General features: G+C 59.2%; 17 protein-coding genes. 5 read left to right on the top strand and 12 right to left on the bottom strand.

Annotated elements, in window-relative coordinates; all coding sequences use genetic code 11:
- Nucleotides 1–62: 62 nt before the first annotated feature.
- Both AC1D35_RS22135 and AC1D35_RS22130 read right to left on the bottom strand, forming a co-directional pair.
- The gene (locus AC1D35_RS22135) at nucleotides 63–1,226 is read right to left on the bottom strand and encodes a polyamine ABC transporter substrate-binding protein (protein WP_113296545.1); all 1,164 of its coding nucleotides are present in this window, start codon (nucleotides 1,224–1,226) and stop codon (nucleotides 63–65) included.
- A gap of 22 nt (nucleotides 1,227–1,248) precedes the next feature.
- Nucleotides 1,249–2,340, bottom strand: a complete 1,092-nt coding sequence (locus AC1D35_RS22130) for an ABC transporter ATP-binding protein (protein ID WP_113296544.1) — start codon at nucleotides 2,338–2,340, stop codon at nucleotides 1,249–1,251.
- A gap of 190 nt (nucleotides 2,341–2,530) precedes the next feature.
- Here AC1D35_RS22130 and AC1D35_RS22125 point away from each other — a divergent pair, with 190 nt between their 5' ends.
- Nucleotides 2,531–3,334 (top strand): helix-turn-helix domain-containing protein, encoded by an 804-nt coding sequence (locus AC1D35_RS22125; protein WP_113296543.1) that lies wholly within the window; start codon nucleotides 2,531–2,533, stop codon nucleotides 3,332–3,334.
- A gap of 29 nt (nucleotides 3,335–3,363) precedes the next feature.
- Here AC1D35_RS22125 and AC1D35_RS22120 read toward each other — a convergent pair whose 3' ends face one another.
- A complete protein-coding gene (locus AC1D35_RS22120) occupies nucleotides 3,364–4,389 on the bottom strand; it encodes a fatty acid desaturase family protein (protein ID WP_113296542.1) in 1,026 nt (341 codons plus the stop codon).
- On the bottom strand, nucleotides 4,386–4,586 hold the full coding sequence (locus AC1D35_RS22115; RefSeq protein WP_477853504.1) for a DUF4167 domain-containing protein: 201 nt from the start codon (nucleotides 4,584–4,586) through the stop codon (nucleotides 4,386–4,388). The genes AC1D35_RS22120 and AC1D35_RS22115 overlap by 4 nt, the downstream gene beginning before the upstream one ends.
- Before the next feature lie 397 nt (nucleotides 4,587–4,983).
- Between AC1D35_RS22115 and AC1D35_RS22110 the strand changes: the two genes are divergently transcribed.
- On the top strand, nucleotides 4,984–5,904 hold the full coding sequence (locus AC1D35_RS22110) for an MYG1 family protein (RefSeq protein WP_477940078.1): 921 nt from the start codon (nucleotides 4,984–4,986) through the stop codon (nucleotides 5,902–5,904).
- Between the two features lie 74 nt (nucleotides 5,905–5,978).
- Nucleotides 5,979–6,578, top strand: coding sequence for a DUF309 domain-containing protein (locus AC1D35_RS22105; protein WP_477940076.1), 600 nt, complete (start codon nucleotides 5,979–5,981; stop codon nucleotides 6,576–6,578).
- Nucleotides 6,579–6,692: 114 nt separating this feature from the next.
- Here the strand turns inward: AC1D35_RS22105 and AC1D35_RS22100 are convergent, their stop codons facing one another.
- The 6 genes from AC1D35_RS22100 to AC1D35_RS22075 all read right to left on the bottom strand — a co-directional run bounded on the left by AC1D35_RS22100 (nucleotide 6,693) and on the right by AC1D35_RS22075 (nucleotide 11,905).
- Complete coding sequence (locus AC1D35_RS22100; RefSeq protein WP_113307563.1) at nucleotides 6,693–7,070, bottom strand: hypothetical protein; 378 nt, start codon at nucleotides 7,068–7,070, stop codon at nucleotides 6,693–6,695.
- A 280-nt stretch (nucleotides 7,071–7,350) separates the two neighbouring features.
- Complete coding sequence (locus tag AC1D35_RS22095) at nucleotides 7,351–8,208, bottom strand: transporter substrate-binding domain-containing protein (protein ID WP_477853500.1); 858 nt, start codon at nucleotides 8,206–8,208, stop codon at nucleotides 7,351–7,353.
- Nucleotides 8,209–8,245: 37 nt separating this feature from the next.
- Entirely contained in the window at nucleotides 8,246–9,028 is a 783-nt protein-coding gene (locus tag AC1D35_RS22090) for an ABC transporter ATP-binding protein (RefSeq protein WP_477853498.1), read from the bottom strand.
- Nucleotides 9,025–9,765 carry an ABC transporter permease gene (locus tag AC1D35_RS22085; RefSeq protein ID WP_477853497.1) on the bottom strand — a complete coding sequence of 247 codons (741 nt, stop codon included), beginning with the start codon at nucleotides 9,763–9,765 and terminating at the stop codon, nucleotides 9,025–9,027. The genes AC1D35_RS22090 and AC1D35_RS22085 overlap by 4 nt, the downstream gene beginning before the upstream one ends.
- Nucleotides 9,765–10,484, bottom strand: coding sequence for an ABC transporter permease (locus tag AC1D35_RS22080; protein WP_477853496.1), 720 nt, complete (start codon nucleotides 10,482–10,484; stop codon nucleotides 9,765–9,767). Before AC1D35_RS22080 ends, AC1D35_RS22085 begins: the two co-directional genes overlap by 1 nt.
- The gene (locus AC1D35_RS22075; protein ID WP_477853495.1) at nucleotides 10,481–11,905 is read right to left on the bottom strand and encodes a M20 family metallopeptidase; all 1,425 of its coding nucleotides are present in this window, start codon (nucleotides 11,903–11,905) and stop codon (nucleotides 10,481–10,483) included. The genes AC1D35_RS22080 and AC1D35_RS22075 overlap by 4 nt, the downstream gene beginning before the upstream one ends.
- Before the next feature lie 177 nt (nucleotides 11,906–12,082).
- Here AC1D35_RS22075 and AC1D35_RS22070 point away from each other — a divergent pair, with 177 nt between their 5' ends.
- Together AC1D35_RS22070 and AC1D35_RS22065 are read left to right on the top strand one after the other, a co-directional pair.
- Complete coding sequence (locus tag AC1D35_RS22070; RefSeq protein WP_477940071.1) at nucleotides 12,083–12,718, top strand: GntR family transcriptional regulator; 636 nt, start codon at nucleotides 12,083–12,085, stop codon at nucleotides 12,716–12,718.
- A 202-nt stretch (nucleotides 12,719–12,920) separates the two neighbouring features.
- Nucleotides 12,921–14,777: a putative bifunctional diguanylate cyclase/phosphodiesterase gene (locus AC1D35_RS22065; protein ID WP_477853493.1), complete on the top strand. Its 1,857-nt coding sequence runs from the start codon at nucleotides 12,921–12,923 to the stop codon at nucleotides 14,775–14,777.
- 51 nt (nucleotides 14,778–14,828) lie between these two features.
- Here AC1D35_RS22065 and fcl read toward each other — a convergent pair whose 3' ends face one another.
- Both fcl and gmd read right to left on the bottom strand, forming a co-directional pair.
- Nucleotides 14,829–15,800, bottom strand: coding sequence for a GDP-L-fucose synthase (fcl, locus tag AC1D35_RS22060; RefSeq protein WP_113507049.1), 972 nt, complete (start codon nucleotides 15,798–15,800; stop codon nucleotides 14,829–14,831).
- Nucleotides 15,793–16,896 (bottom strand): GDP-mannose 4,6-dehydratase, encoded by a 1,104-nt coding sequence (gene gmd / locus AC1D35_RS22055; protein WP_113296531.1) that lies wholly within the window; start codon nucleotides 16,894–16,896, stop codon nucleotides 15,793–15,795. Before gmd ends, fcl begins: the two co-directional genes overlap by 8 nt.
- Nucleotides 16,897–17,011 lie beyond the last annotated feature (115 nt).

Raw genomic sequence — 17,011 nt, 5'->3', positions numbered from 1 at the left:
GGATCTGAGAGCTGAACCGGCCCCCATGGCAAAGTGTGGGGGGCCGGAATTCAAAGATGGAATTATGCGGACTTGAAGCGCGCCATCAGTTCGGCACGACCCGGATCGGTGAGCGTCACGGCGGCGCCGAATTCCAGCGGGGTAAGTGCTGCTTCGTCAGGATAGACGATTTTGTTGGACGTGACCTCCTTCGGCAGCAGCGCGATGACGCGGCTGTCGGTGGTCGGTGCACCGTTGGCGATGTGCTCCTTCACCGCGTTCTGCGGGTCCATCAGGTAGTTGAGCAGCGCATAGCCAGCAGCCTTGTTCGGCGCATCCTTGGGGATCGCATAATAGTCGGTCCAGATTTCGCCGCCGTCGGTGCCGAGGATATAGGCAAGTTCCGGCATGTCCCGGTTGAGCTGCGCGCCATCATTGGTCCAGCACATGGTGAGCCACGCATCGGTGGAGCGCATCGACGGCTGGTAGTCGGAATTGATTGCGAAGAGATGCGGCTTGACCTTGATCAGCAATTCTTCCGCCTTGGCAAGCTCGTCGGCCTTGATCGAATTGAAGTCATAGCCGAGCGAGACAAGCGCACTGCCAATCGTCGTCAGCTGGTAGTCGTGCACCATGGCACGGCCGTCGGCTTCCGTCTGGGCGATCTCGAAAAAGTCCTTCCAGCTCGAAAGCTTGGTCTTGATCTTGGACGTATTGACGGAGAAGCCTGTCGTGCCCCAGTTCTTCGGCACGGCATAGGTCTTGCCGTCGATCTGGCCCTCCTTGGTGAAACGCGGGCTTTCGCTTGCCTGGCTGAAATTCGGGATCTTCGAAAGGTCGAGTTCCTCGATCAGGCCGAGCTTGTGATGGGTCGAGATCGTGTAGTTGGTCGGCACGAAAAGCGACCAGCCGGAGGCGCCGGCCTGAAGCTTGGCAAGCATTTCCTCGTTCGAACCGAAGACGTTGACTTCGACGGCAACGCCGGTTGCCGCCTTGAAGTTCTCGAAGGTTGCCGGATCGTGATAGTTCGGCCATGTGGCGATCGACATCTGCGTGCCGAGGTCGTCTGCCGCATAGGCAGGCGTCGACAGTGCGCCCGGGAAGCGCGACAGCACGGCGGTCGCAAGACCGAGGCCGGTGATCCCGAGGAAGTGGCGACGACTGACTGAGCCGCGCTTCAGGCGCATGAACTCGTCCATGAAGCCTTCGGCGGAAATGGGGAGATTGTCCTTATAATCCTTGCTCATGATGCTGTTCCCTTGTTTTGATTTATGCATTCGACGCTGGAAAGACATGGATGGCTGCAGGGTCGAAACCGAGGAAAACCTCCTCGCCCGGCTCCACGAGATCACTCTCGTTCATGCTGCGGCGATCGGCGGTGATCAGGAAATCGCCAAGCCCCGGCACGCTCACGGCATATTCTGCCGATGAGCCGAGGAAAATGCGGTGCGTCACAGTTCCCTTGAATGACGTGCCTGTTACCGTCGCCTGACGCGTCAGACGGATTGCCTCAGGGCGAAGAGCCGCAATGACCTCTCCTGGCGCGAGCCGTTTGCCGGAGGCGATTGCTGAACCATCGGCCAGCCGCAGCGTGGCGCCATCAGCCTCCATCGCCGCAGTGATGCGGTTCGTCTTGCCGACGAAGTCGGCGACGAAAAGATCGGCCGGGCGGTCATAGACTTCCTGCGGGCTGCCCAATTGTCGGATGCGTCCGGCACTCATGACGCAGACGACATCGGCCATCGAAAGTGCTTCCTCCTGGTCATGGGTGACGAGGACGAAAGTGATGCCGAGTTCGCGCTGCAGGGTCTGCAACTCGATCTGCATCGCCGAGCGCAGCTTCTTGTCGAGTGCGGCCAGAGGTTCGTCGAGCAGCAGCACGGAAGGCCGGTTGACGATGGCCCGGGCAAGCGCCACGCGCTGTTGCTGGCCGCCCGACATTTCATGAATCCGCCGCTTGGCAAAGCCGCCGAGCCGGACCATCTCGAGCGCCTCGGCGACACGGCGGTCGATCTCGGCCGCTCCGATCCTCGGGCGCATTTGCTTCAGGCCGTAGGCGACATTCTGCTCGACGTTGAAATGCGGAAACAGCGCGTAATGCTGGAACACCATGTTGACGGGTCGGCGATAGGCCGGAACGCCATTCATCTCGTGCCCGTCGATCAGCACCGTGCCTTCGCTCGGCTGCTCGAAGCCGCCGATCATGCGCAGGCAGGTCGTCTTGCCGCAGCCGGAAGGCCCAAGCAGCGCCAGAAATGCGCCCTTGGGCACAGTAAGGTTGATGTCCGTTACAGCGGTCACGGCGCCATAGTTCTTTGTGACCGAACGGAATTCGATATCGTTCGTCGAAGCGGATGCCACGTCTGTTCCCTGCGGTTGGTTGGAATGGCAGTCTATCGCTGCCTTATTGCCACCGTCGTTAAGGAAAGAGTAAGCCTGAGCTTCCTGCACGGTATATACCCCGAGAGAGGTATTTTGGCGCACAACGTTTCGTGGAAGGTGTATATCCGGGCTGCGGGAAATTGCGTGGAACGGCGGAGGGGAAGGGCTAGTGAGTATCGAGCTGGAGACGCTGTTTGCCGCCTTCAAAACCACGGTCGGCAAGTCGGCCATGGCGGATGCGGGCTTCGGCGATACATTCCGCCAGATGATGGCCGCACTGGTGCGCTTCGACTATGTCGTCGTCTTCGCCTATCGGGCAAAAGAGCGGCCGATCGATCTTTACAGCACCTTCGATCGCGAAGAGAACGTCGTTTTCGTGACGCTCTATCAGGCAGGACCTTACCTGCTCGATCCCTTCTACCACACTGCTCGGGAGCGGCGCGAAGGCGTCTTCCGGATGCGCGAGCTTGCGCCGGACCGGTTCTTTTCCAGCGAATACTATCGCACCTATTATGTGCAGACCGGACTAGCCGAAGAAATTGGCTTCTTCGTGCCCGTCGATGGCGATATCACAGTCGTGCTGTCGCTGATGCGGCGCGAAAAGACCGGCGCTTTTCCGCCCGCCGAATTCGCTACTCTGAAGAAGGTCGAGCCGCTTGTGGCCAGCATGGTGAAACATTATTGGGCCGGACTTGCGCCACGCTTCGACGCGCAGCTTGCGGCAAGAGGCAGGAGCCGCCGCAAAAACGAGGGCATCCCGCGCGTCGATACTGTCTGGCACGACCTCAACCTCACGGGCCGCGAAACGGCCATCGTCGAACTGGTGCTGCAGGGCCACTCGTCGGAATCGATCGGACTGAAGCTCAACATTTCGACGGGAACCGTGAAGGTTCACCGCCGAAACGTCTATCGCAAGCTCGGCATCTCCTCGCAGACGCAACTGCTCTCGCTCTATCTGAAAAATCTGAGCTGACCGATCGCGGTGTGCGCCTGAACCTGCTGTTAGGTGCGCACCTCTGCCTCACGCAGTGAAATCAGCCGTCGTGCCGTCTCGTCCCAGAGGATGAGCTTCACGCAGCTGAGGCTGTCGCGAATATTGATGCGCCCAAGCTTCGCCAACTCCGGATAGTCACGCAGCACTTCCGGCAACCTGTAAAATGGCACTCGGCTCGACAGATGGTGGACATGGTGCATGCCGATATTGGCAGTGATCCATCGCAGGGGGCGCGGTAGATCATAATGCGAGGCGCCATGCATGGCGGAATAGGGGAACGTCCATTCCGGAGGTTTGGACCAGTGCGTGTCTTCGAATTGGTGTTGAACGTAGAACAGCCAGACGCCAGCCGATCCGGCAAGCAGAACGGTTGGCAAATGGATCAGCAGAAAGGGAACGATCCCGACGGCCCAGATGAGGAGAATGGCGAGTGCAGCAATGCCGGCGTTTGTCGCCATCGTCGAAATCCAGGGCAGCGCCCCGGAGCGCATCATGCCGAACGGCAGCCTTTGCTTGAAGAGAAAAAGATAGGCAGGGCCAATGCCGAACATGACCAGAGGATGTCGATAGAGGCGATAGGCGAGTTTTCCTCGACCCGTCAAGGCGCGATATTCCTCGACCGTCAGCGTGGTGATATCACCGACCCCCCTCTCATCCAGATTGCCGGCTGAGGCATGGTGTTCCGCGTGTGCGCGGCGCCAATAGTCGTAAGGTGTGAGCGTGAGGATGCCGATCACGCGCCCTGTCCAGTCATCCCACTGACGCCGTCCGAAAAACGAGCCATGCCCGCAATCATGTTGCAGCATAAAGAGCCGTAAAAGGAATCCGGCTGCCGGGACGACAAGGATTATGCCGAGCCAATAGCCGAAATGGATCGCGACCCCCGCTGCTGCCCAAAAAAGGACAAACGGGATCAAGGTCACGGCCAGTTCATATAGGCTTCGGCCTGTATTGGGTTTTCGGTAATTCGAGAGAATCTTGAGCCAGGCTTTTTCGGCACCGGCGTCTTGGCCGGCCGTCATCGTTACGTTCATAGTCGGTCGGCGTCTTTCTGTTGGGCAGCGCTGCGGAAGAAATGTTCGGCATGCTGATAGTCATTTTCTGCGCCGATCCGGTCACCGGCCAAAGACTTCAGCTCGGCAAACTGAAGGTACTGCTTGTATCGATCCAGCAGGCGCTGCTTCGATGGTGTAGCACTTCTGTTGGGGTGGGCGAAATGGTGATTATTCATGAGAAATCCGAACCGCGAAGGTTCGCTCCTGATTGTCTGGAAATGATTGCTTGGGCGCTCGTCGGCGATGATCCGCCGTCGCAGCTCGCCACTCGTGCCTTGGCACGGGGTCTATGCCCAGAAGCAGCATTCAACTGCGGCTACCACAAATTGCTGAGGGGAGGGTCGCAAGTGTGCGTCGGCAATCGGACAACGGAGCTTGTCTCATCGAGGATACAATGTCCCCGGATTTTTATGGTGTTACCGCAGCATTGTGGCTGCATCACGTCCGAAATGCCTTTCAATATCCGGATCGACAGAATTGTGCGGCCGTTTCCCTCACCGACTGTTGAGCTGAGGGTCGACGCGGGCTATCAGGACGGCGACACATTCCCGGCTCCGAGAGGCGCATCTGACAATGACTCCCTTATACTTGGTTACCCATTCAGGCGGCTTCCACGCCGATGAGCTGCTTTCGAGCGTCATTCTGACCCGGCTGTTCCCACAGGCCAGGATCATTCGCAGCAGAAATGTCGAATGGACCACACCGGCCACCGATCGCATCATCTACGACGTCGGCGGGCAGTATGATCCCGCAGCAGGTATTTTCGACCACCATCAGCGTGGCGCGCCCATGCGTGAGGACGGACGGCCCTACAGTTCCTTCGGGCTCGTCTGGAAACACTATGGGGCTGATTATCTTGCAGCCCTTGGCGTGCCCGAAACGCATATTTCATCGGTGCATGCTTCCTTCGACTTCAAGTTCGYCTTGCCGGTCGATCTGACTGACAATGGTGCGCTTGATCCTTCCATCGCAGGCGAGCTGGCAGGCCTTACACTGCCGGCCCTGCTGGAAACCTTGAAACCGGTTTTCGATGCCAAGGATCCCGAGGCCGATGACCGGGCGTTCCACGCCGCCCTTTCGATTGCGCGAAGCTTCGTGGAGGCCGGTATCGCAACGCAGGCTGCGAAACTCCGCGCGGAAGCCCTTGTTCTCAAGGCGATCAACGAGACAGGCGAGGGGCATGTTCTCGAATTGCCAATGGGCATGCCTTTTCGCGCGGCGATCGTAAGAGCGAAGGCGGATCATCTGCTTTTCGTCGTTCACCCACGGGAAAACGACTGGTGCCTGACCGGCATCCGCCGCGCTGACGAGGGCTTCGAGCTGCGCGCCGATTTGCCTGCATCCTGGGCGGGATTGACTAGCCAGGAGCTCGAGCGTGTCTGCGGCGTCGAAGGAGCGACTTTCTGCCACAAGGGCCTCTTCATCGCTGCCGCAAAAACCCGGGAGGCAGCACTTGCGATGGCGCAAATCGCCGTAGACGAGGCGCTGTCCTAGGACAATCGGCGTACGTCGGCGACGTCGTTCCGCGCCTATGAGGACAGCCGATCCGATGGTGGCGACGAAGCGATTTGTCGGCCGGCTTGCGCGCAGCTTCGCTTGCGATCATGGTCACCGGCATGATGATTGAGGTTATGCAACGTCCTCGTCTGCTGCCGCAGAGAAGCTTTCCGCGCTACGCCTATTTGCCCGGTCGGATGCCCCATCCCGTACGGGATCCGGCAGGGCACAGTTACCAGGTTGAGCCTGCACCGATTCTTCCGACACTCGATTCCGATGAATTCGCGTGGGGCGCGGACCTTTTCAACCATGGCTATTACTGGGAAGCGCATGAGGCCTGGGAGGGGATTTGGCAGGTCGCGGAGAGAGGCAGTGCGCTACGCGCCTTGCTCAAGGGCTTGATCCTGCTCTCCGCTGCCGGTGTGAAGATCCGCGAAGGCAAACGCACACCGGCTATGCGTCATGCTGGCCGCGCCGCCGGGCTGCTTCGTCAACTATCGAAAGTCCCGCATGACGCCTTTTCGCAGGCACTCGGAATGTCGCCAGCGATGCTTGCTGACAGAGCAGAAGCATCAGCAAGCATTCCGCCGGTTTTGCGGACGACCGGGCCGGGACAGCCTGAACCAGTCTACGATTTCATTCTTGGAAATTTGCGAAGCTTTGCGCCATAAAGGATTTATTGGCAGCTCTGTTTGAGACGACAATATGGGCAATCGCTATGTGCTTGGTTTTCCGATGATGATGGCCATGGACCCAACGCTCAGTGCCCATCGCCAGCGCTCTCATCAAACCTCCATGACGTCTTCAAACGCTTCCGGGAAATTCTGACGTGCTACCTTTTCGTCGATGACGAGCATCGCCTCATAGGACATCGCATCGAAGTCCTTGTCGACAGCCACCACTTCTCGTCCAAAGAGCAAGTTGAGCCGAGCCGCGTCGAGATTGCCGCGCTCGAAGGGCTCTGCCCCGAAATGATGCCAAAGCGCATGCAGGAAGGCTGCATCGACCCGGTGCTCTGCCGTCCCGGGTCGGGCGCGGCGGGGCAGGGCCTTGATCGGCGTCACGCCCCTGGGATTGGCACGGCGGATGGTGAACTGAATGCCGCTCCCTGGCATGCCCGACGGAAAGCCGCGGTGTTTCGTCATATCGGGAAGATTGGCCATAGTTGCCCCTCCTGCACAATGGAATCGTGTCTTGTTTCTTTTAAATGTCGGGCTGCCGTTGGCGACACCCGCGACCACACGAATAGCGATGTAGACGCCGCTTACGAGCGCTGCAAGGCTCTGTCCATTGAATATTCCGCGACGGAACGTTGAGCGCCATGGCTGCTCAGACGTCTCTGCCATCAAGGCGATCGGCGGTACGCTACGCGCAGGCGCCGATGACAGGCTGAATGGCAATACCCGACGAGTTTCGCTCGCCGGGCATCGATCTTAAGTTCATTCACTTTGGCGTAACGTCGAAGCCGAACCATTTTTCCGACAGCGTCTTGATCGTGCCATCCGCCTTCGCGGCCGCAATCGCGTCGTTGAACATCGCCTTCAATTCGGTATCGCTCTTGCGCAGGCCAACGGAACTGCCGCGACCGAGGAAACCGCCCTGGAAACGCGGACCGGCAGTCGTCATGTCATCATTGCCCGGCTTCTCAGAAGCCGTGGTCAGATAGGCCATCGATGCCATGACGATGTCGACACGACCGGCCTTGAGATCGAGATCATGCTCTTCCGTCGTCTTATATTCTCTGACCTCGACGATACCCTTCAGATATTTGTCGACGAAGGCGGCCGCGGTTGAGGCCGTCTGCACACCGATCGTCCTGCCCTGCAGCGCCGGCTTGATCTTCTCGATCTCGGCAGCAGCACCCGCTTCATCGCTGGCGAGCGAGAACACCTGGCCCTTTTCAGGCAGGTTCGCGAGATCGCCCATCTTCGAGGTTGCGAAGGCCTGGCCGGTGGAGCCGTAGGAATCGCTAAAGGCGATAACCTCTTCACGCTTGGCCGTCGCCGACATGCCGGAGATGATGGCGTCGAACTTGCCGGCGTTCAGCGCCGGGATCATGCCATCGAAGTTCTGGACGACGATCTTGCACTCGACCTTCATGTGGTCGCAGAGATATTTGGTCAACTCGATCTCGTAACCATCGAGCGAGCCATCCGGCTTGGTGAAGTTATAGGGCTTGAAGGCCCCTTCGGTGGCGATCGTTACCGTCGTCCACTTCTTGTCTTCGGCATGCGCGATGCCGGCCGTCGCGATGATGGCCGCGGCTGATGTCGCCATCAGAACCCGTGAAAAGAACGTCATGTTTTTGCTCCCCTTTTCTTTGTTTGGGCTGAGAAAACTATTTGCTGATGAACTGGCGGAAACGGTCCGACCGGGAATTGGCAAAGACCTCCTGCGGCTTGCCGTCCTCTTCGACGACGCCCTGATGCAGGAAGACGACCCGGCTGGAGACATCGCGGGCAAAGCCCATTTCATGGGTGACGACCAGCATGGTGCGGCCTTCTTCGGCAAGCGCGCGCATGACGCGCAGTACTTCGCCGACGAGCTCGGGATCGAGCGCCGAGGTCGGCTCGTCGAAGAGCATCACCTTCGGTCGCATGGCAAGCGCGCGTGCGATCGCTGCGCGCTGCTGTTGGCCACCGGAAAGATGCGAGGGATAGAAATTGCGCTTCTCGGCAATCCCCACCTTGGCAAGCAGGGCCTCGGCCTCCTCGATGCATTCTGCCTTCGGACGGCTGAGGACATGGACGGGCGCTTCGATGACGTTTTCGAGCACAGTCTTGTGGGACCAGAGATTGAAGCTCTGGAAGACCATTCCAAGCTGCGAACGGATGCGATCGACCTGTCTGCGTTCGGCCGGTCGGCTGCCGCCTTTGCCGTCGGCAACCATGCGGATCGTCTCACCCGCAACGGTCACCTCGCCGGAATTGGGCGTCTCCAGAAGGTTGATGCAGCGCAGGAAGGTGGACTTTCCCGAGCCGGAGGAACCGAGGATGGAGACCACATCGCCTTCATGCGCATCAAGCGAGATGCCTTTCAAAACCTCCACAGGACCGAAGCTCTTGTGCAGGTCCTTCACGCTGAGCGCGATCGGAGAAAGAGGGGCGTTCGCCGCAATCATCGAGCGTCTCCTTCGAGTGCGGATGCGGGGACTGCCGCGGGATGGTAGGGAAGGGGCTGGCGCAGATGCGGGCTCAGCCAGTATTCGACGAGATAGACGAGACGCGTCAGCAGGAAGTTGATCGCCAGATAGATGGCGCCCGCGACGATGAACACTTCGATTGCCCGATAGGTCTCGGAGATGATCCTGGCGGCAACGCCGGTCACTTCCATCAGGGTGATGATCGAGGCGAGCGACGTCGCCTTCACCATGGCGATCATCTCGTTCGAGTAAGCCGGCAATGCCTGCCGGATCGCGAGCGGCAGAACGATGCGACGGAACTGCATGAACCGTGGCATGCCGCAGGCACGCGCCGCTTCGATGTGGCCGAAGGGTACCGACTGAAGGCCGCCGCGGATGATCTCGCTCGCGTAAGCAGCGGTATTCATGGTCAGCGCGATCACGGCGCACCAATAGGGTTCGCGCAGGAGCGGCCAGAAGATGCTGTGCCTGACCTCGGGAAACTGGCCGAGCCCGTAATAGATCAGGAAGATCTGCACGAGTAGCGGAGTGCCGCGAAAGACGAAGACATAAGCCCGCGCAAACCATTCAAGCACCTTGATACCGGAAAGCCGGCAAAGTGCGATCGCGAGCGCCATGACTGCGCCGAGCGCGATCGAGGTCGCGGCAAGCTGAAGTGTCAGCGGGATGGCTGAAATGAGACTGACGAAGGTTTCGATGAGAAATTGCCAATCCATCAGCTTCTCCTTACGCCGCGAGAGAAGTGCTTTTCAGCTTGCCTCAAGAAAAGGCCGGAACCAGTTGATATAATAAGATAGATCGCTCCGGTGACGACATAGAAATCGAAGGGTAGACCGGTCGAGCCGGCGGCGACTTGTGTCTGGCGGAGCAGTTCGGCCACGCCGGTGATGGAAACGAGCGCGGATTCCTTCAGGACGACTTGCCAGACATTGCCAAGGCCTGGCAGTGCGTGGCGAAGCGTCAATGGCGCGACGATGCGGCGAAACCGCAATATACGGCCCATGCCGCAGGCAATTGCAGCCTCGATCTCACCGGCGTGGACCGCCTTGAACGCCCCTCGGAACACCTCGGTAAATTGTGCACCTGAGGTCACGCCGACGGCGAGCGATCCGGCAAGAAAACCCGGGAAGCCGAGGAAGCCTTCGGCCCCAAAAAGCCGGCCGAGTGCCGTGACGGCGGCGCTGCCTCCGAAATAGAAGAGGTAGATGACCAAGAGATCCGGTATGCCGCGAAGAACCGTCGTATAGGTATCGGCGGCGATCCTGACGCCGCGGCCGCCCGATATCTTCGCCCAGGCACCGAAAGTGCCGATCACCGCGCCGATCGCATAACCGGAAATCGCAACAAGAATCGTCATCCATGCACCGGCCATGAGCGCTTTGCCCCATCCGTCGGGGCCGAAACTAATCAGCTCGAGGATGCCGGGCTGGTTCATGATGCCTGCTTCTGCGGCAGCGGCGGCTGAACGTCATCAGGGATCGGATTGACGAATGACGTCCCATCGAGGCGACCCTTCAGGTCCGCCTTGGCCGCCTCGATGAGATCAGGATCGCGGATCAGGTCGATGGCGGTACTCGCCATGACTTTCGCCGCATGTTCCGTGCCTTTGTGGGCCGCCGGAAGCTTGCCCTGGGCGACGAGCTGCCAGGAATGGCCGGGCGTGCCGATCGCATAGGTCGCACCGCGCATCTGTACCGTCGGTACGACCCAGCTGACGCTGCCGACATCGGTGGAGCCGACGATCGTGCTGTCGCCGGCATAGAGCGGGAAGATTTCCTCGCAAAGCGGCTGGTCCTTCTTCGGCTTCAGGCCGAAACGCGCGTAGGAGGAGGCAATATCCTCGGTGCTCATGGTCGCCTGGAATTTCCGGGCGGTCGCGCGGTCGCCATCATCGAAAACGGGCGGACCGAGGCGCTCGAGGTTGGCAAACATCAAATCTTCGAGCGGAGCATTGCCGACGAGGTTGGCATCGCCGCTGATGACTTCGCTGCGGACTGACGTCTCGGTCATGAGGGCTGCGCCCTCGGCGACTTTCTTGACACGGGCGACGAGCGACAGGAGTTCGGGGAGATTTCGGGCACGAATGAGATAGCGCACCGTCGCACGGGCCTGCACCACATTCGGCGCGGAACCGCCGGTATCGGTGACGGCGTAATGGATGCGCGCCGTCGATGGCATATGCTCGCGCATATAGTTGACGCCGACATTCATGAGCTCAACGGCATCAAGAGCGCTGCGGCCGAGATGCGGCGTTGCCGAAGCATGAGAGGAGCGGCCGCTGAAATGGAAGTTGAGTTCGTTGCAGGCAAGCGACACAGGGTTATTGACGCCGGCAAAAGCCGCCGGATGCCAGCAAATGGCGATATCGACGTCATCGAATACGCCGGCACGAACCATGAAGCCCTTGGAAGACCCGCCTTCTTCTGCCGGGCAGCCGTAATAACGCACGCGGCCCTTGAGGCCGTTTGCGGCAAGGAAGTCCTTCACCGCGGCTGCCGCTAGCATCGAACCGGCGCCGAGCAGGTTGTGGCCGCAGCCATGGCCGTTGCCATTTGCCGTCACCTCACGCTTTTCAGCCAGCCCCGCTTCCTGGCTCAGCCCGGGCAGCGCGTCGAATTCACCGAGGATTGCGATAACAGGACCACCTTCGCCGGCTTCGCCCATGACGGCCGTCGGCAGTCCCGCAACGCCGCGCTCGACACGAAATCCTTCCGCTTCCAGCTGGCGGGCATGCTCTTCGGCGGAGCGATATTCTTCGTAATTCGTCTCCGGCATATCCCAGATCCGATCGCTGAGCGCAAAGAAGGCTGCGCTCTTGGCTTCAACGATGTCCCACACGGCTTCCGAGTTTTTCATGGCTTCCAAAACAGCTTTGTCTAGCATAGTATCCAAAATTGGCGCCAATTTAGGATACAAAAAATTTATGCGCAATCCGTGTGCACGAATAAATTTTCATCACGGCAAACAGTTCGGGCTGCCTTACGGAAATGCTTCAGCCCGTGGTATCGATGAGGAAAGTCAGGGGAAGTTAGAATGGCGGATGTCATGATGGATTCGGGGCAGGGAACATCTGCCGGGCGCGACGTGACGGATCTCGTGCTTCAGGACATCCTAGCCGGTGTCCTCCTGCCCGGAACATGGTTGAAGCAGATCGATCTTGAGCGACGTTACAACTGCACGCGGCCCGAAGTGCGCCGAGCTCTCGACCGCCTCGCCCAGAAGAGGCTCGTCGAACACGTGCCGAACCGCGGCTACCATGTCTACGAGCCGGATGGGCGGCGAGCGCGAGAAGTCAGCGAGATCCGTATCATCCTGGAAACGGCCATCGTCGGTACGATCATTCAGAACGCGTCGCTGGCAGATATCGCCAGTTTGCGCGGACTTGCGGAGCAGTTCGACTTCATGGTGCTGAATGGCACCATGCTGGAACTCTACGAGGCAAATCTCTCCTTTCATCGCCATTTGCTGATCCTCGGCGGCAATCTGGAACTGGTCGATCTCATCACGGAAATTCGCCAGCGGACCTCATCGGCGCCGGTTTCGCAGTGGCGGACACGCGCCCGTGTGGAGCAGTCGAGCCGGGAGCATCACCTGATGATCGATGCAATCGAAGCCGGCGATGCGGAGTATCTGAAGGGATTGGTGCGGCAGCACATTMTTCAGGGCTAAACGTATCGAGTCGGAGGTACATATATCAGCCGCTTCGCTTCGCCGTTGCTGTCTACCAGGTGACAATACGCCCCAACCTTGGGCTCGAATTGTAGGCGATATATTTCCAAACCTGTAACATGATACCTGCTAGTTTCGATCTTAACCGGTCGATCGAGCTTCGAGACCGTTCGAGCGCAGGGCGACATGACGGAGGCCAGGCATGCGAGGACAGCTTCAGCAGGAAATTCTGGATATGCTGGCACGGGGATCTTCCCTCGAAGAGGCCGGCGATCGCATTTGCGACCATGCTGAACGGCTTGCAGCCGGCGTCATTTGTTCAATCGTGACTGTTGACCGTGAAGGGCTCCTGCATCCCCTGGCAGGGCCGACAATCGCCAAGACCTATTCGGACGCGCTCGATGGGATACCGATCGGACCGGATGTTGGCTCGTGCGGTACGGCTGCCCATTTCCGCAGGCCGATCGCTGTTACTGATATCTTTGCTGATCCGCTCTGGATCCCCTATCGGCCGCTTGCCGACATCCTTGCGAAAGAACATGGCGTCAAGGCGTGTTGGTCCAGCCCCATCCTGCGCAGTGACGGACGCGTGCTCGGGGCATTTGGATTTTACTACAAGGACAATCGCGGCCCCACCCCCGAAGAACGAATGATCGTCGCCGAATGCCTCGACCTTTGCTCGCTCGTGCTTGAGCGCGAGGAGGTGAAGGCCGACAATCAGAGGCTCGCCTTTTTCGACAACCTCACCGGCTTCGGCAACCGCGCCAACTTTTTGAAAACGCTGGAGGCGGCCGTCGACAGTGCGTCTGCCCCTCTTTCGGTTCTGCTCGTCGATATCGATCAGCTCGGCCGGGTCAACGATGCCTTTGGGCATGCGACCGGCGACAGACTGATCCTGGAGGTCGGTCAAGTAGTTGCTCGGATCGCAGCGCCGGCCACTACCTTCAGGGTGGACGCCGATGAGTTCGCAGTCTTGATCGAAAATCGTCCCGCAACGGAATTGTCAGCAGTTTCGGCAGAAATTCTGCGCGCTCTGGAGAACCGGACACCGCAGCGCAACGAACATCTCCTGCCGGTCTCGGTCACCTGCGGGGGCGCGACCTTCGAACCGCCCGGGCCAGCCCACGTTCCGACCTTTCTGCAACATGCAAATCTTGCACTCCATCATGCCAAGCAGACGGCCAGAGGCGGTTTCGTGCTTTACAGCGACGATCTTGCCGGGGCGATCGCAAACCGGTTTCGGGCACTGCAGACCATGACAAGCGCCTTGGCCGAAGATCGGATAGAGGCGCATTACCAGCCGATCGTCAGTCTTCCGACGCAGGAAATCGTCGGCCTCGAGGCTCTGTGCCGCATTCGTACGGACAGTGGCCAGATCCTCTCACCCGGCGCGTTTGCCGAGGCGCTCCAGGATCCGTCGATGGGCCACCTCCTGACGGACCGGATGCTGGAGCAGGTCGCGCGCGACATCCGATACTGGCTCGATCTCGGGCTCTTGTTTCAATATGTCAGCGTCAACGTATCCATGGCGGATTTCAATCAGGGAAATCTCTGCGAGCGGATCAAAAGCGTTTTCGCCCGCCACCGCACGCCTCTCAAGCATGTCGTGCTCGAGGTCACCGAAACGGTCTATATGGACGAAAAAGACGGGAAGGTGGCAAGAGCAATCGAGGAGCTCCGAAGGGAAGGGCTGCTTGTGGCGCTCGACGATTTCGGCACGGGTTACGCCTCGCTCACACATCTGCTGAATTTCCCCGTCGATATCATCAAGATTGACAAGACCTTTATTGACCGGATGTCCGATGGACCCGGCGCAGTCATCGTCAAAGCCCTTATCGACATGTCGATCGGCCTCGGTACCCGCATCGTAGCCGAAGGTGTCGAAACGGAAGATCAGGCAGAACGTCTGCAGAGCCTCGGATGCCCCTATGTGCAGGGATATCTGTTCGGCCGGCCGGTTGACCGCGATAGGGCAACGGAAGCGCTGCGGCCCGAGACTTCCTCATCGGCAAGCAAGCCGAAACGAAAACTCAAGCGGCCGGTGACATTGATGCGCTGACGATCGGGCGCCTCAGATAACGCGGTTACTGTGACGACAGCTGGCCCGCGATCACTCAGCAGCCTCGTTGTGGCGTTCGAGATAATGCCCATTCAGGAAGGAGTGGTAGGCGTCCGCGATGCCCTCCTTCAGGCCGATCTTCGGTGACCAGCCGAGAGCGCGGAGCTTATCAGCGCTCATCAGCTTGCGTGGCGTACCGTCCGGCTTGGTGAGGTCTCGCGTGATCTCGCCTTCGAAGCCGACGACCTCTGCGACGAGCCCAGCCAATTCGAGGATGCTAATGTCTTCGCCTGAGCCCACATTCACGTGACCTTCGGCGGAATAGGTCTTCATGAGATGGATGCAGGCGTCGGCGCAATCCTCGACATGTAGGAATTCGCGCAGCGGCGTTCCGGTGCCCCAGATGCGTATTTCCTTCTCTCCCTTGTGCTTTGCCTCATGCGCCTTGCGTATCAGCGCTGGCATGACATGGCTTGAATCGAGGTCAAAATTGTCGCCTGGCCCATAGAGATTGGTGGGCATGGCCGAGATAAAGTCCTTTCCATGCTGTTTTCGGTAAGCAGCGCAAAGCTTCAGTCCGGCAATTTTGGCGATCGCATACCATTCATTCGTGGGTTCGAGCGATCCGGTGAGAAGCGCCTCTTCGACGATCGGCTGATCGGCGAACTTCGGATAGATGCAGGACGAACCCAGAAACATCAGCTTTTCAACGCGAACTTTATAAGCGGCGTGGATGATGTTCGCCTCGAGAATAAGGTTGTCGTAGAGGAAGTCGGCCGGATAGGTATCATTGGCGAGAATACCGCCGACCTTCGCAGCCGCCAGGAAGACGGCATCGGGACGGTTCTTTGCCATCCATGCCTCCACCTGATCCTGCCGTCTGAGATCGATCTCGGCGTGCGGGGCCGTCAAGATCTCGCAGCCCTCGGACGCGAGACGCCGGACGATCGCCGAGCCCACCATGCCTCGGTGGCCCGCGACATAGACCCTTTTTCCGGCAAGGCTGTAGATGAGCTCAGGCATGCACCAAGCCCTTATTCGCACCAACCGTCGGAACATTGCGGGCCATGACTTTCAGGTCCTCGCGAACCATCTCCGAAACCAGCTGATCAAGACTGACCTCGTGCTTCCAGCCGAGTTTCGTATGCGCCTTCGTCGGGTCGCCAAGCAGAAGGTCGACTTCAGTGGGTCGGAAATAGGCCGGATCGACCTCCACCACACACCGGCCGGATAGCTTGTCATATCCTTTTTCCTCGACGCCTTCGCCTTGCCAGTCGATCGGCATGCCCACTCTGGCAAAGGACTTCTCGACAAAGGAGCGAACGGTGTGCGTTTCGCCGGTCGCAAGAACATAGTCCTCCGGTTCATCCTGCTGCAGCATCAGCCACATGCCGCGGACATATTCTCGCGCATGTCCCCAATCGCGCTTTGCATCGAGATTGCCGAGATAGAGCCGGTCCTGCAGGCCGAGATGGATGGCCGCCGCCGCCCGGGTAATCTTGCGGGTCACGAAGGTTTCGCCGCGGATCGGGCTTTCATGGTTGAACAGGATGCCGTTTGAGGCATGCATGCCATAGGCCTCGCGATAGTTGACCACGATCCAGTAGGCGTACAGCTTGGCGGCAGCGTAGGGGGATCGAGGGTAGAAAGGCGTCGTCTCGTTCTGCGGGACCGCCTGAACCTTGCCGTAGAGCTCGGAGGTGGATGCCTGATAGAATCGTGTTTTCTTGGTGAGGCCCAGAAGGCGAATGGCTTCAAGCAGCCGCAGGGTGCCGGTTCCATCCGCGTTGGCGGTATATTCAGGCGTCTCGAAAGACACCTGGACGTGGCTTTGTGCAGCAAGATTGTAGATCTCGTCAGGCTGCGTTTCCTGAACCACCCGAATGAGGTTCGTTGCATCGGTCATATCCCCGTAGTGGAGGATGAAGCGAGGATTCTCGACATGGGGATCCTCATAGAGATGCTCGATACGATTGGTGTTGAAGGACGACGAGCGCCGCTTGATGCCGTGGACAATATACCCTTTCTCCAAGAGCAATTCGGCCAGATATGCGCCGTCCTGACCTGTTACGCCGGTTATCAGCGCAACTTTGCGGTTATGTCTTACTCCGGTATCCATGATCACCCTCCAACTCTGGTACTACAGTTGTTTCGAAAAGTTGATGTCGCCCCGCCAGGCGCGGTACGCTTGGCGAAGCAGTTTTTAGCTCGGCAGTTCGAATGCCCCCTCATTT

The organism is Rhizobium sp. P1_E6 (genome assembly GCF_056405875.1).
The sequence above is the reverse complement of the archived record's forward strand: the minus strand, read 5'-3'. Positions and strand labels throughout refer to the sequence as shown.

Coding starts and splice junctions, on each gene's coding strand:
- AC1D35_RS22100 (WP_113307563.1), bottom strand. CDS start 7,070: ATGGCCAATCTTCCCGATATGACGAAACACCGCGGCTTTCCGTCGGGC.
- AC1D35_RS22065 (WP_477853493.1), top strand. CDS start 12,921: ATGCGAGGACAGCTTCAGCAGGAAATTCTGGATATGCTGGCACGGGGA.
- AC1D35_RS22090 (WP_477853498.1), bottom strand. CDS start 9,028: ATGATTGCGGCGAACGCCCCTCTTTCTCCGATCGCGCTCAGCGTGAAG.
- AC1D35_RS22085 (WP_477853497.1), bottom strand. CDS start 9,765: ATGGATTGGCAATTTCTCATCGAAACCTTCGTCAGTCTCATTTCAGCC.
- fcl (WP_113507049.1), bottom strand. CDS start 15,800: ATGCCTGAGCTCATCTACAGCCTTGCCGGAAAAAGGGTCTATGTCGCG.
- AC1D35_RS22095 (WP_477853500.1), bottom strand. CDS start 8,208: ATGACGTTCTTTTCACGGGTTCTGATGGCGACATCAGCCGCGGCCATC.
- AC1D35_RS22120 (WP_113296542.1), bottom strand. CDS start 4,389: ATGAACGTAACGATGACGGCCGGCCAAGACGCCGGTGCCGAAAAAGCC.
- AC1D35_RS22075 (WP_477853495.1), bottom strand. CDS start 11,905: ATGAAAAACTCGGAAGCCGTGTGGGACATCGTTGAAGCCAAGAGCGCA.
- gmd (WP_113296531.1), bottom strand. CDS start 16,896: ATGGATACCGGAGTAAGACATAACCGCAAAGTTGCGCTGATAACCGGC.
- AC1D35_RS22115 (WP_477853504.1), bottom strand. CDS start 4,586: ATGAATAATCACCATTTCGCCCACCCCAACAGAAGTGCTACACCATCG.
- AC1D35_RS22135 (WP_113296545.1), bottom strand. CDS start 1,226: ATGAGCAAGGATTATAAGGACAATCTCCCCATTTCCGCCGAAGGCTTC.
- AC1D35_RS22080 (WP_477853496.1), bottom strand. CDS start 10,484: ATGAACCAGCCCGGCATCCTCGAGCTGATTAGTTTCGGCCCCGACGGA.